At 61.1% G+C, this 13,654-nt stretch carries 12 protein-coding genes; 9 read left to right on the top strand and 3 right to left on the bottom strand.

The window, feature by feature from the left end:
- Window positions 1–273: 273 nt before the first annotated feature.
- On the bottom strand, window positions 274–894 hold the full coding sequence (locus tag ILFOPFJJ_RS28125; protein WP_173513850.1) for an FMN-dependent NADH-azoreductase: 621 nt from the start codon (window positions 892–894) through the stop codon (window positions 274–276).
- 144 nt (window positions 895–1,038) lie between these two features.
- On the opposite strand from ILFOPFJJ_RS28125, the gene ILFOPFJJ_RS28120 reads away from it, so the two are divergent.
- Window positions 1,039–1,641 carry a TetR/AcrR family transcriptional regulator gene (locus tag ILFOPFJJ_RS28120; RefSeq protein WP_173513849.1) on the top strand — a complete coding sequence of 201 codons (603 nt, stop codon included), beginning with the start codon at window positions 1,039–1,041 and terminating at the stop codon, window positions 1,639–1,641.
- Window positions 1,642–1,754: 113 nt separating this feature from the next.
- Here ILFOPFJJ_RS28120 and ILFOPFJJ_RS28115 read toward each other — a convergent pair whose 3' ends face one another.
- Window positions 1,755–2,414, bottom strand: a complete 660-nt coding sequence (locus ILFOPFJJ_RS28115) for a TetR/AcrR family transcriptional regulator (RefSeq protein ID WP_173513848.1) — start codon at window positions 2,412–2,414, stop codon at window positions 1,755–1,757.
- A gap of 369 nt (window positions 2,415–2,783) precedes the next feature.
- On the opposite strand from ILFOPFJJ_RS28115, the gene ILFOPFJJ_RS28110 reads away from it, so the two are divergent.
- Complete coding sequence (locus ILFOPFJJ_RS28110) at window positions 2,784–2,990, top strand: hypothetical protein (protein ID WP_173513847.1); 207 nt, start codon at window positions 2,784–2,786, stop codon at window positions 2,988–2,990.
- Window positions 2,991–3,004: 14 nt separating this feature from the next.
- Window positions 3,005–3,592 carry a Pycsar system effector family protein gene (locus ILFOPFJJ_RS28105; protein WP_173513846.1) on the top strand — a complete coding sequence of 196 codons (588 nt, stop codon included), beginning with the start codon at window positions 3,005–3,007 and terminating at the stop codon, window positions 3,590–3,592.
- Window positions 3,593–3,704: 112 nt separating this feature from the next.
- Here the strand turns inward: ILFOPFJJ_RS28105 and ILFOPFJJ_RS28100 are convergent, their stop codons facing one another.
- Window positions 3,705–4,334, bottom strand: a complete 630-nt coding sequence (locus tag ILFOPFJJ_RS28100) for a TetR/AcrR family transcriptional regulator (RefSeq protein WP_173513845.1) — start codon at window positions 4,332–4,334, stop codon at window positions 3,705–3,707.
- Between the two features lie 201 nt (window positions 4,335–4,535).
- Here ILFOPFJJ_RS28100 and ILFOPFJJ_RS28095 point away from each other — a divergent pair, with 201 nt between their 5' ends.
- The 6 genes from ILFOPFJJ_RS28095 (at window position 4,536) to ILFOPFJJ_RS28070 (ending at window position 13,553) form a co-directional block, all read left to right on the top strand.
- Window positions 4,536–5,600, top strand: a complete 1,065-nt coding sequence (locus tag ILFOPFJJ_RS28095; protein ID WP_173513941.1) for an efflux RND transporter periplasmic adaptor subunit — start codon at window positions 4,536–4,538, stop codon at window positions 5,598–5,600.
- Between the two features lies 1 nt (window position 5,601).
- Complete coding sequence (locus ILFOPFJJ_RS28090; protein ID WP_173513844.1) at window positions 5,602–6,699, top strand: efflux RND transporter periplasmic adaptor subunit; 1,098 nt, start codon at window positions 5,602–5,604, stop codon at window positions 6,697–6,699.
- Entirely contained in the window at window positions 6,696–9,746 is a 3,051-nt protein-coding gene (locus tag ILFOPFJJ_RS28085; RefSeq protein ID WP_173513843.1) for an efflux RND transporter permease subunit, read from the top strand. Before ILFOPFJJ_RS28090 ends, ILFOPFJJ_RS28085 begins: the two co-directional genes overlap by 4 nt.
- A gap of 1 nt (window position 9,747) precedes the next feature.
- Window positions 9,748–11,040 (top strand): alpha/beta hydrolase, encoded by a 1,293-nt coding sequence (locus ILFOPFJJ_RS28080; protein WP_246299845.1) that lies wholly within the window; start codon window positions 9,748–9,750, stop codon window positions 11,038–11,040.
- Between the two features lie 381 nt (window positions 11,041–11,421).
- Window positions 11,422–12,033 (top strand): sll1863 family stress response protein, encoded by a 612-nt coding sequence (locus ILFOPFJJ_RS28075; protein WP_173513842.1) that lies wholly within the window; start codon window positions 11,422–11,424, stop codon window positions 12,031–12,033.
- Between the two features lie 191 nt (window positions 12,034–12,224).
- Window positions 12,225–13,553 (top strand): glucoamylase family protein, encoded by a 1,329-nt coding sequence (locus ILFOPFJJ_RS28070; RefSeq protein ID WP_173513841.1) that lies wholly within the window; start codon window positions 12,225–12,227, stop codon window positions 13,551–13,553.
- The last annotated feature ends 101 nt before the right edge of the window (window positions 13,554–13,654 follow it).

Here is a 13,654-nt window from a genome sequence, read left to right as displayed (position 1 = left end):
GACGCTCCGTGCGCTGCGCGAGTCGTCGGCTGCCGCCGCGATCTCGTTGGCATTGAGGTGTATCTGGCCGGCCCCAACCCCGATCCCACCAATGACCTCACCGAGTTCCGCGATCGCATGCGGAAATAAGGTTAGGAGGTCGATGGCGAAGCGTTACGGGATGGCGGCCGCTCGGAGCCGGTTCGCGCCCAAGGATGATGAGGCTGACAAACCGTCCTCGCGGTGATTGACTGGGCTCTTAGAGGCCTTCAGCGCACGCGCGTTGGTGGTGACCTATGCCGCCCTCAGGCCGGCTATCTGCGCCTTTGCCTCCTGCAGGGAGGCGTCGCGCTGTTCGGAACTCACGTTAATGCCATCTGCGACGATGACCTCAGGATTGGCAATACCTATGAAGGCGAACACGCTCTTCAAATAACTCAGCGTATGCTCGAAATTCTCGGCTGGGGAACCCGGCCCGTAGAAGCCACCGCGCGCCAGAGCTATGATGACCCTCTTGCTTGCTACCAAGCTTTCGGGTCCCTTTTCGGTGTAGCGAAAGGTCTTGCCTGGGACCGCGATGCGATCAATCCACGCTTTCAGTTGGCTGGGCACGCTGAAATTATACTGCGCCACGCCAAGAACGATCGTTTCGGCTGCCAGAAATTCTTCCAGAACGTTTCCGCCGAGTTCAAGGTCGGCCTGAAGCGCGGCATCGTGGCCGGCTTCTAAGCCTCCCCTAACGACGGCCACGTAACTGCCCGAGAGGTGCGGGATCGGGTAAGCCGCGAGGTCGCGATAAACCACGTCAATAGTCGGATCGAGATTCTTGAGGCGTGCGACCACCGCAGCCGAAAGTGCGCGGCTGACAGAGTTTTCGCCGAGTATGCTGGAGTCGAGGTGCAGAAGGGATGGCATCGATAAACCTCACACATGGGTATCAGCAGGGGACGCGAAATAACCGAGGCAAGCAGCCCCCGGAGCAAATTCAATTGTACGTTACGGTCATTTCGACTATATAGTCAAGGCGAAATTCGGCGAAGATGCAAGACAGGATGGCGAATGGCGAAGATTAACCTTGCACGACGGGCAAAAATCGGACGCGACAGACGGGCGCGGACGCGCGCGCAAATCCTCGAAGCGGGAGCGGCGTTGCTTGCTGCAGGCGCTGCACTTACCATTGATGCCGTCGCAGAGACAGCGGCGGTCGCCAAGGGCACCTTCTACTATCACTTCGAAAACGTTGAGGAGCTGGTTGCAGCAGTGAGCGTGCAACTTGGGCGGAGCTTCGACGAACTGCTGACACCCGCCCGGGCCGAGCTGCGGGATCCGATCGCGCGCTTGTCTTTCGCCTTCACGCAATGCTTGGAAAAAGCGATCTCTGACAATGAATGGGCGCGGTTGGTCGTTCAGACGTCGCAAAGGCCGACCGAGTTCGCCCGCAGTGTGCGAGATAATCTTAAAGTCGATCTTGCCGAGGCGATTGCACAAGGCCGCGTGACAGTGCGGGACCCGGAACTGGCCGTCGACATCTTCGTGGGAATCTGGCTGCAGGTTACACGCGGCATTATCGAGCGAGCCGCTCCGCCCGAACTATCCTGGCACGCTCTGGAGGCGGCACTTCGGGCCCTCGGGAGTGCCCCACACGAGAACCGCAAGCTCTGACCGCCATCCGGTGAAGCTGTCCGTGACGGGCATGATAGGGCGATCATGCCCGTCCTCGCGTGTCCATCGCGCAGTGCAATCCGCAGACGCGCAGTTTGTCAGCAAGCATGTCGTCAGTTCGCTGCGGCTCGAGAGGACTTCTCGGGCACGGTAGTGGGCAAGCGCTCAACGACCAACTCAGCCTCCTGAGCACCGAGGCCGATCGCGCGAAGGATGGCGTTGATGACAGCGTCACGGTCGAGCGAGGACAACCTGCCTTCACCCAACGCGCGCAAGATCTGGAGCATGATCCCCACGACAACTTCCAGCTTCAGCTCCGCCGACGTCTCTTCCGGCGATCCCGTCGGCAACTGCTGGAGGTCTTCGAAGAGGCGGCGGCGAATGTTCTCGCCACCCTTCGGAGTTGCTGCCGTCATTCTTGCCGCGACTGCGGCCCATCGGGAGTCATTGAGAGCCTTGTCGATGAATGCCCTGCATCCGAAAGCAATTCGTAGCGCGGGCTCGGAAAGGGAGACCCGGCCCGGCTGCAACATTTCGTCGAACGACTGCACCAGTTCCTCCGCAACTGCCGCGGTCAATGCCTCCAGGCTATCGAAGTGAACATAGAACGTACCCTTGGCGACCCCGGCCTCCCTAACGACGTCATCCACTGTGACAGATTCCACGGCCTGTCTGGCGAACAGCGAATTGGCAGCCTCAACAAGCTGCGCTCGGGTTCTCGCTCGCTTTTCGCGCCCGATTTCGGCTCGGCGGGTCGGATTGATGTTTGCCATAGTGCAGAAATCCTCAAACTCTCAAACGAATAGGTCATACTGACTAGAATGTCCAGTCTGAAGCCTGTCTTTACGGGGGCCGCCTTGCGTCGGAAGGACTGAGCGCCACGCCTTCATTTCCCCATCTGCTCGATGCAAGCGGCCCTCCGGCGCCCAGCCGTTGCACACGAAAGCCAATAAACCAAACACAGCCGGGAGCAGCACAGTCTTTATCCCCTCGCCCGCCACGCCTTGCATGGCACCCTTTCGCTATTTCTCATATTGACCAATTAGTCGAAATGACTTATTGTTCAAATATTGTTGAGCCTGCCACTCAACGCTTCACCATCCTCAAACCCAAAACCTCGAATGTCTCGAGCGGAGGCTTTCATGCGCCCGTCGCCCGGCGAGTTACTTGATCCCTGTGTTGTTTGGACCTGCCTCCTTACCTGGTCAGCCATCGTCAGCGGACTCGCGGAGGCCACCGTGCTGACGCTGGTCTCTCTGGCGGCACTCCTTGTTGCAGTGAACCGCATCCCTGAGGACGCCGCGGATCCGGACGCGATAACGGCGCTCGTTTTCGCACCCGAGCACTGACGGAAGGCACAGCCATGCAGGAGACACCGTCGTCAGTCCGCTTCCTTCGATCGGATGCCGCAGTGCACGAGGAACCCCGTGAGAACAGCCGCGACTATGCAGACAAGATGCTGCTTGCCGCCCTGCAGGAAGCGCAAGTGACGGCGCGGTCCTACGACACGAAGGCGCAGATCGTTGGAGCCGGCTACATCCTTGCGCTCAATCTGGTGCTGCATTTCGGCGATCTCCTGCCGACGCGTGCACCGCTTGGCCCCATGTTCTTCGCGGTGGTCTGGGGTATCGTCATGATGCCGATCCTGCAGTTCGGGCAGGTGCTCTATCCGACTCGGGCGCGCGCGGATAAGCAACTTGTCGCCAAAACGTCCGGCGGAGCTGAGCAGCGTGTGTATTATGTCGATCCCGACTTATTCACCGATCTCAAAGACTTCGTCCAACAGGCACTGAGGTCCGACTGGACTTCGGTACTCGCCGCCGAACTGCTCAAAACATCCCGCGTCAGAATCATCAAGCAGGCGCGCTTCCGGCGCGGCCTGATGATGGCCGTAATTTCTTTCATCGTACTCGGAGGCGAGCAGTTTGCGCGAAGCCTCACCATCGCCTGACGCCGAACGCACGGCAGGTCGGACGGAACGGACGCGAGCAGCCGTGGCCCTTTGCCGTACCGAAGCCGACGTGACCATGGCAGGTGGATCGCGCGCCCTCGAGCCTCGCGCGCTACGAGCGCTGCAAAAGTCCGTTCAGGGCGAGATCATAGTGCGCCTCCATGAATGCCGGTCCATCGATCGACCTTCGGTCCGCAAACATCAGCCGCCATACGGCAACGTGAAGGATCGAACTGGCGACGACGTCAGGATAATTTGCAGCCGCTCCACGGCGGAATTCGCCCGCAGACACTCCCTCGTCGACGAGTGCGCGGACAGCTGCGACCAGCGGGGCGATGAACTCGTCAAAGTGTCGATCCACGATGTCGGGGAAACGCGTTCCGTCAGACAACGTCAGGCGCAGGAGTTCCCTTGTTTTCCGGTCGTTCGGGATCTTTTCGTATGCGAGGAGCAGGAGTGTCCGCAGCCGGTCGGCGCACGTGCCTTTAAAGCCGCCAACAGAGTCCAGCACATCCTTGAACGGCGTCGACATGTGGCGGAACATCTCCTCGAAGAGAACCTCCTTTGTCGGAAAATAAAGATAGATGGTGCCCTTCGTCACGCCGAGGCGGGCAGCGACGTCTTCCACCCGCGTAGCCGCGTATCCCTTGACAGTGAATTCCTCGAACGCGGCTTCAAGGATCTCCTGAGGGCGCCGGGCTTTTTGTTCTGCCCTCGAGGTCCTCTTCTCGGTCTTTTTCATCTCACTTCCATTCCTGATGCGTCACGGCGTTTGGTCGAATCGCCTGCTTCAAGCGATCCTAACAGGTTAACCGGTGGCTTAGACCGGGCTGCCTCCGCTTTACCATCAGCCAACGTGCACCGTACATCTGAATTGACTAACCCGTTAGTCAGTGATACTAGCTCATCGTCCTCTTGGTTGCAAACCGTAACGGAGCAAAAAATGCAGCCCTTTCGTTTGATTGGAATTGGTCTCGCCTGCGCATATCTCGCCGGCTGCGAAGAGAAAGCCGAAGTCACGCCATCGCCACAGCAGGTGCGCGCCGTGAGCGCCTCACAGACCGAGTATCAGCCCGCCGCCGAGATCACCGGGGAGGTGAAGGCGCGAATTCAGTCCGACCTGTCCTTCCGCGTCAGTGGCAGGGTGATTGAGCGCTTCGTCGATGTCGGCTTGCATGTGCGCGCCGGCGATGTTCTTGCCCGCCTTGACGACAAAGAACAGCGGGCCGATGTGGAGCTCGCCCGAGCCGGGCTCGAGTCGGCGCAAGCGATAGTCAAACAGAGGACGCTGACGTTTGATCGGTACGAGGCGCTTTTGCGTTCGCGCTCGATTTCACAGGCGACCTTCGACCAGGCAGACAAGGAGCTGCGAACCGCGCGAGCGTCACTGGAGGCTGCCGAAGCGGCGCTGGCGACGGCCAAGGACGCCCTGTCCTACACGGAACTGAAAGCCGACGCGGACGGCATCATCACCGCACGCGAAATCGAGGTCGGTCGAGTGGTCTCCGCGGCGCAGCCTGCCTTCACGCTCGCCCATGACGGCCCGCGAGACGCCGTCTTCGAGGTGTTCGAGGCGTTCTTCCTGGAAGGAAGGCCGCTAGCCGACGTCGAGGTGGCACCGATCGCGGATCGCGCATTGGAAACGCAAGCGACCGTCAGGGAGGTCTCTCCCTTCATCGACACGAGCAGCGGAACGGTCCGCATCAAGGTGGCACTGCCGGATGATGCGCAATGGCCGCTCGGTACGCCCGTCATCGGTGAATTTCGTTCTCCGTCGCGCAAAGGAATCATCCTGCCCGCGGGCGCGATTGCCTCCGCCATGGGCGAGCCCGCCGTGTGGCTCATCAACCCCGAAAACCGCTCCGTTTCGCTCAGGAAGATTGCGGTCGCGAGCTATCGCAAAAGCGATCTGATCGTCGCCGGTGGGATCGCCCCACAAGACCTGATCGTCACCGAGGGCGGAAAGTTTCTCAAGGAAGGCCAAGCCGTGGCCTGGAAGGGCAAGTAAGATGGCTCGTTACCGCTGTCACCTCTCGTTTTCACTCGTCGCAGCACTCGCGCTTCTTGCCGGCTGCGATCAGCATGCCAACGCTGGCGAGCCGGCCAAGGCGCGGCCCGTCAAGTCCGTCGCGGCGAGCGCCGCGCAGGCGGAGACACCGCACTTCCCCGGCATCGTCCAGGCCCGGGTGGAAACCGATCTTGCGTTCCGTACATTGGGGCGCGTCGTGGCGCGCAAAGTGAATGTCGGCGACCTCGTGCGGGCAGGCGATGTCTTGGCCGAGATTGATCCGCTCGCTCTTGAGCTCGCGGTCCGGAGCGCCGAAGCCGACCTTCGCAACGCTGAAGCGCAGTTTGAGAACGCCATGTTAACGGAGAACCGCAAGCGCCGGCTTTCCTCGACGAGCGCGGCGAGCATCGCCGATCTGGATCTTGCCGAGCAGGCGCTGAAATCGGCCTGGGCCAATGTCGGAAAGGCAAATGCCAGCCTCGACAAGGCGCGCGAGCAGCTTGGTTATGCCGAGCTGAAGGCCGAGTTCGATGGTGTTGTCACCGCCACCTCGGCCGAAGTCGGGCAGACGGTAACCGCCGGTCAGCCGGTGCTGAGACTAGCGCGCCTCGATCGGCGCGACGTTGTCGTCGACGTTCCGGAAACCCACTTGCGATCCCTGCGTCTGGGGGTGCGGTTCGACATCGCCCTTCAGCTCGACGAAACGCTCAGGACCTCCGGCGTTCTGCGCGAGATCGGACCGCAGGCCGATGCCGGCACCCGCATGCACAGGCTGAAAATCGCGATCGAACAGGCGCCGGAGGTCTTCCGCCTCGGATCAGTGGTGACCGCGGCTCCACCAGAGGTGCAGCAAGCGCCTCGGATCGGCCTGCCTGCGGCGGCCGTCGTAAAGAAGGATGGCGCCGACCATGTCTGGGTGGTCGACCCGGTGACCCACACAGTTTCACTGAGACCCGTGCGGCTCGACATTTCCTCCGCTGACATCCGTTCCGTCCGCGTCCTCTCCGGGCTTACGGACGGGGACAATGTTGTCATCGCCGGCGTGAATCAACTGACCGAGGGACAGAGCGTGAGAATCGAACAGGAGCAGCGCCCGTGAACAAGTTCAACCTTTCAGACTGGGCGCTCGGGCATCGCTCGCTCGTCTGGTATTTCATGATCATCTTCACAGTGGCAGGCGCATACGCCTATATGGCCCTCGGCCGCGAGGAAGATCCGTCCTTCACCATCAAGACAATGGTGATCCAGGCCCAGTGGCCCGGCGCCTCCGCTCAGGAAGTGACGCAGCAGGTTACCGATCGCATCGAAAAGAAGCTGCAGGAACTCAACAATCTCGAACATACGCGCAGTATCACCACCGCCGGTCAGACGATCGTCTTCGTCGATCTGCTGCCGGAGACTAACGCAGTGGATGTGAAACCCACCTGGTCGCGGGTGCGCAACCTGATTGACGATATCACGCATGAGTTTCCGCAGGGCGTTATCGGTCCGTTCTTCGACGACCAGTTCGGCGACGTCTACGGCAATATCTATGCGTTTATTGGCGACGGCCTCAGTCACAGGGAATTGCGCGATTTCGCGGAGGACGCCCGAACGCAGATCCTCAAGATTCGAGACGTGGGCAAGGTCGACATCGTCGGTGCACAGGACGAGGCCATTTATCTCGAATTCTCCACCCGCAAAATCGCAGCTCTCGGCATCGACCGCGCCGCGATCGTCTCCGCACTGCAGGCGCAAAACGCCGTGACGCAGTCAGGTTTCGTTGAGGCGGGACCGGAGCGCATCGCCCTGCGCGTCGGCGGCCGCTTCATCTCCGAAGACACCTTGCGCGGGATCAATCTCAGGGTAAACGACCGCTTCTTCCCGCTGACGGACGTCGCCAACGTCACCCGCGGCTATGTCGACCCGCCAAGCTCGCTCTTCCGCTTCAATGGAAAGCCGGCGATCGGGCTCGCGATTGGCATGAAGACAGGTGGCAACGTGCTTGCCTTCGGCGAAACGCTGGAAAAGACGATGGCCGGGATCGTTCAGGACCTTCCGGTCGGCGTCGCGGTCGAACAGGTGTCCGACCAGCCGAAAGTCGTTCACGAGGCAGTCGGGGGCTTCACAAAGGCCCTGTTCGAGGCGGTCGCGATCGTGCTCGTGATCAGTTTCATCAGTCTCGGGTTAAGGGCCGGCCTGGTCGTGGCGATCGCGATCCCGCTCGTTCTCGCCATCACCTTTATGGTTATGCTCTATACTGGGATTTCGCTGCAGCGAATCTCGCTCGGAGCGCTCATCATCGCGCTCGGTCTTCTCGTCGACGATGCGATGATCGCAGTCGAGATGATGGTGGCGCGGCTGGAATTGGGTGACAGCCTGAAAAAGGCCGCCACCTACGTCTACACGTCCACGGCCTTCCCAATGCTGACCGGCACGCTCGTGACCGTCGCGGGCTTCATCCCCGTCGCCTTCAACAAGAGCAGCGCTGGCGAGTTCACCTTCTCTCTCTTCGTCGTCATCGCCGTATCGCTCATCGTGTCCTGGATCGTTGCCGTATTGTTCACGCCCCTGCTCGGCGTGACCTTGCTGCCCAAGACGATGAAGAAGCACGCCGAACACAAGGGCTGGTCCGCGAGGGCGTTTTCGCGGCTGCTGCAATTCTGCCTTCGCTGGCGCTGGATAACGATCGTCGCCACGGCCCTCCTCTTCGCCGGATCGGTCGTCGGCCTGTCGATGGTGCAACAGCAGTTCTTTCCGAGCTCCGACCGGCCGGAACTCATCGTCGACTGGAATCTGCCGCAGAACAGCTCGATTGCCGAAACAAGCCGCCAGATGGGTCAGTTCGAGCGTGAGGTGCTGGCCGGCAACCCTGCGGTCGAGCATTGGTCGACATATGTCGGAAGGGGCGCGCCGCGCTTCATCCTTTCCTTCGACGTGCAGCCGGCCGACGTTGCCTTCGGGCAGACTGTCATCGTCACCAAAGGGCTCAAGGCTCGCGACGAGCTGAAGCGGGACGTGGAGGCGTATCTTCAGCGGACTTTTCCCGGAACTGATGCCTATGTGAAGCTCCTCGAAATCGGTCCGCCGGTCGGCAAACCGATTCAGTACCGCGTGTCCGGCGAGGACCTCCAAACCGTGCGCGATCTCGCACACAAACTGGGCTCTATCGTAGGCACGCATCCTTCCCTTAAGAACCTCGCCTTTGACTGGAATGAACCGGCGCGCGTCGTCAAGCTCGACGTGCTGCAGGACAAGGCGCGGCAGCTCGGCGTCTCATCCCAGGACATCGCCATGGCGCTCAACACCGTCGTACGCGGGGACGCGGCAACGCAGGTCAGGGACGACATCTATCTGGTCAATGTGGTCGGCCGGGCAGCAGAAACGGAGCGCGGATCGATCGACACGCTGCTGGATCTGCAACTGCAATCCAGCAGCGGCCAGTCTGTCCCATTGTCCTCGGTCGCAAGGTTTCGCTATGAACTCGAACAGCCGACGATCTGGCGGCGCGATAGGCTCCCGACCATCACGGTTAAAGCCGGGATCAGTGATACGACGCAGCCCGCAACCATCGTGAAGGCGCTAGCCGACGAGATTACGGCGTTCGAGCAGACGTTGCCGGTCGGCTATCACGTTGAAATCGCCGGTGCGGTTGAGGAAAGCGCCAAGTCGCAGGGTCCCATTGCGACGGTGGTGCCGGCCATGCTCCTCATCATGGCAACGCTCCTGATGATCCAGCTTCAGAGCTTCCATAGGCTGTTCCTGGTCTTCTCGGTTGCGCCGTTGGCTCTCATCGGTGTTGTCGCCGCTCTGCTTGTGAGCAACGCCCCGCTCGGCTTCGTCGCGCTGCTCGGCGTGCTCGCGCTCGTCGGCATCCTCATCCGCAACTCGGTGATCCTGATCGTGCAGATCGAGGAATTGCGCGCAGAGGGCCTGTCGCCGTGGAAGGCGGTCATCGAGGCGACCGAACATCGCATGCGGCCGATCATGCTGACCGCTGCCGCCGCCACCCTGGCGCTGATCCCGATCTCGCACGAGATATTCTGGGGACCAATGGCCTACGCGATGATGGGTGGAATCGTCGTGGGAACGGCGCTGACGCTGCTGTTCCTGCCGGCGCTCTATGTCGCCTGGTTCCGGATACCGCGTGAGATCGAGCAGAACTGACATGGCGATTTCCAGTCTCTCTTTCCCCGGGCGTCGTTTCGCCCGGGGGCAGCAGGCCCGGCCGCACCGGACCACTGCGATACATCCGTTTCCGCAGCGGGCGCTTGCTTCGCTGTTGGTGCTTTGCCTCGTCGCACCCGGCTGCGCTACCCGGGTGGAGAATGTCCTTCAGCCTCTTCAGGTGGCCGCCAGCGACGCCAATCGGGTGAACATGCTGGTGGCGACGACGCGCAAGTCATCAGACGATCCCGGTCGCCTCTATTCGGGCGAGCGTGGAACGGCGATCTCACTCAACAACGTCACCGTCTCCATTCCTCCGGATCGAAACCGCAAGATCGGCGAGGTGCAATGGCCCTCGCGCATGCCGCCGAACCCGGAAAAGGAGTTTTCAGTCCTTGAAGTCGGCAAGGTTGCTACGGAAGGTCAGGCACTCGCATGGTTTCGCAAGAACCGGAACGCCAAGCGGCAGGTGCTCATCTTTGTCCACGGATTCAACAACACCTATGCCGATGCCGTTTTTCGCTTCGCCCAGATCGTTCACGACTCAGGCACCAATGCGACACCGATCCTCTTCGCCTGGCCGTCGCGGGCTCGCGTTTTCGACTATCTCTATGACAAGGAAAGCGCCAACTACTCGCGGCGAGCCTTGGAGGACCTGATCCTCCAAGCGACAAGGAGCCCCGACGTCGCCGATGTGACGATCCTTGCGCATTCGATGGGAAGCTGGCTCGCCGCGGAGGCGTTGCGCGGCGTTGCCATGCGCGAAAAAGCAATCCCGGCCAAAATCAAGAATGTCGTACTTGCGTCGCCGGACATCGATATCGATGTGTTTCGCCGCCAGTTCATCGAGATGGGGCCCAAACGGCCGCATTTCGCGATCCTGACATCGACGCGAGACAAGGCGCTCGAGGCTTCTCGCTGGCTGTCGGGCGGAATTGACCGGGTCGGAGGGTCCGATCTCAGGCCCTATGCCGCCGCGCTGGAGGAGCTTGGTGTTTCGGTTATCGACACAAGCGCCATCGCCTCGAACGATCCGCTTGGCCATAATGCCTTCGCCGACAGCCCTGAGATCGTGCGTCTGCTCGGCCGGCGCCTGGCCGATCAAACGCTTTCGGGAGGCGAGGTGACATTCGTGGATCGGGCAGGCGTGGCGGCAGCCAATTTCGCAGGTTCGGCAGCGCGCGTGGCCGTCGTGGCTCCAGTCGCTGTCATCAGCGGCGAAGCACGCGAAGTGTTGAAACGCGAGCTTTCCCCCTCGAGCGGAGAGATCGTGGACGGGCAGATCTCGTACTGAGGTCAGGACCGCTGGGCAGTCCATCACCGCGGCGGCTGCCGCGCGAGGGCCCCGGATCCTTCGCGTGCGTGCGGTCCTGCCAGGGAGCGCGGTCTGCTCCCTGCCCGTGGAGTCATGCCCGCGAGGTGACCGATCTCGGTCCGGGCAAACTTGCCGTTCTCGGCAAGTTTGCCGTGGCAAGCAGGTGGAGAAGGTGGGTCCCTCCTTAACCGTCTAATGCCCGGCTGCATAGCTGGCTGAAAAGCGATGTGGTGACCTAACCAAAGTCCCCCTCCAACTCACGACTTTTTGGGCCGCCGACCTTCAAACGGTGTCGGCTTTGATCTCAATCAAAGTGTGCAGGACCTCGTTTAGGCAATATGCTCAAAAAGGGAGGCTGTCATGCCGGAGCAAAGCAGTATGCATTCCTACCTGAGCTGGACCAAGGAACGTCTCGACGAGATGGACGCCGTATTGGCATCGCTTGAGACCAAGACCGATCAGGGGAAGACAGAGCTTCGACGCAGGGTCGATCAACTGATGTCCGACTTGAGCAAGCGGCGCGACGAGTTTCAGGCCCAGGTCAAGGCACAGGCTGAAGCGGGCGAAACCGCCATAAAGGCCAGCAACGCACAGCTGGAGTCGCTGTGGCACGGCTTCGAAGCCCAGGTCGAAAGCTATTTCGAGACTATCGGCGAGCAGATTGAGCAGCAACAAGCGACTTTCCGCAAGGTTGCCGCTGCGCAAGCAAAAGCTTGGCGCGAGGCTGCGGACAAGCTCCATTACGAAGCGGCCAGGGTCGCCGCCACTAGGCGCGCCGACATGGATGCGGCTATCAAGCAGATGAGGGTGGATGCGGCGGAGGCCGAAGCCCGACTGCAGAAATTGAAGCAGGCGGGAAGCGACTCCTGGATATCGATGAGCTCGGCCTTGTCGGAGGCGCGCAAGGCGTTCGATCAGGCGAACCAGCGGGGGTGGGATGCGCTCAAGCGCGCCGCTTTCCCGAGATCCTGAGCCGGGTTGCCGCGAGCCAACGATTTCAATGCGACGCCGTCACGCTTGGTGATGTCGTCGTGGAGCAGCCAGTTGAAGTTGCCATAAAGATGCGTTCTCTGCTGTGGCCGATTCCGACTCGACGAGATCCCAGCCATGACAATTGACGACGGCCCTCCGAGCGACTTTCATTTAACACGTGATTGACAGCCATGCGGGAGATGCCGCCGACCGAAGCTGACCTCCAAGGACTCCCGACCGACGACGACTGGCGTCGGCTGCAGTTCACCACATTGCTGTACTATCTTCATGAAACGAACCCGGACAACGGTCTGGTTCGCGACAAGACGGCACCAGATGCCCCGGCAAGCATCGCGGCAATCGGCATGGCGTTGGCGGCGACCCCCGTCGGCGTCGAACGCGGCATCATCATCCGCGAGTTTGCGGCGAAGATCACCCGCAGGGTGCTGCGATACTTGATGGAGCTTCCCCAGGGACCAGAGCCGGACGCATCGGGCTATAAGGGTTTCTTCTATCATTTCCTGGACATCGAGACGGGGCGGCGCGTCTGGCAGTGCGAATTGTCTACCATCGACTCGGCGTTCCTTTTCGCGGGGGCTCTGACTGTCGCGGCGTATTTCGATCGTGACACACCAGACGAATCCGAAATTCGCCGGCAAGCAACGGCGCTCTATGAGCGCGCCGACTGGAACTGGGCCTGCGACGGTGGCCCGACGCTGACGCATGGCTGGCGTCCAGAACACGGGTTCATCCCCCATCGGTGGCGTGGGTACGATGAAGGCCTGCTGCTGTACCTTCTCGGCCTTGGATCACCGACCCATGCGCTGCCGTCGGAAAGCTACGCGGCCTATACCGAAACCTACCAATGGACAAAGATTTACGGCCGCGAACTTCTTTATTCGGGACCGCTCTTTACCCATCAGCTTTCGCATATGTGGGTGGACTTCCGCGGCATCCGCGACGAGTTCATGCGGCAGCACGACAGCGACTATTTCGAGAACAGTCGTCACGCAACTTTTGTCCAGCAGGAATATGCGATTCGCAATCCCATGAACTTTGTCGGTTACGGAGAACGCTGTTGGGGGTTCACTGCGAGCGACGGGCCCGGTTGGGTCACGCGCGAGGTGGACGGGGTCAAGCGGGAGTTCTTCGACTACATCGCTCGCGGTGCGCCGTTCGGCCCCGACGACGGGACGGTATCACCGTGGGTCGTCATCGCCTCCCTCCCTTTCGCGCCGGAGATCGTGATCCCGACGGCGGGCAACTTTGCCACGATGAGCCTCGGGATGACGCGACTTTACGGCTTCGTGCCCTCGTTCAACCGGACGTTTGCTGCGGAGGATAGCCCCACCGGATGGTGGATCAGCCCCTATCATTTTGGCATCGATCAGGGGCCGGTCGTCTTGATGGTCGAAAACTATCGCACGGGCTTGATTTGGAACATCATGCGCCGCTGTCCACGGGTAGTGTCTGGCCTGCGCAGGGCCGGCTTCTCGGGAGGGTGGCTGGAACAGCATTGATCCTCCGCTGCCTTGAGCGTCAAGCTGGGCTCCGCCCGAATCGAGTCCGGTGCGGGCTCCATATCCATCGACATGGGTTCAAGGATCGCGTCGAAGAAATC

Source organism: Sinorhizobium psoraleae (genome assembly GCF_013283645.1).
GTDB lineage: Bacteria > Pseudomonadota > Alphaproteobacteria > Rhizobiales > Rhizobiaceae > Sinorhizobium > Sinorhizobium psoraleae.
Note: the sequence above shows the minus strand (reverse complement) of the source record. Positions and strands in the feature narration are given on the sequence as shown.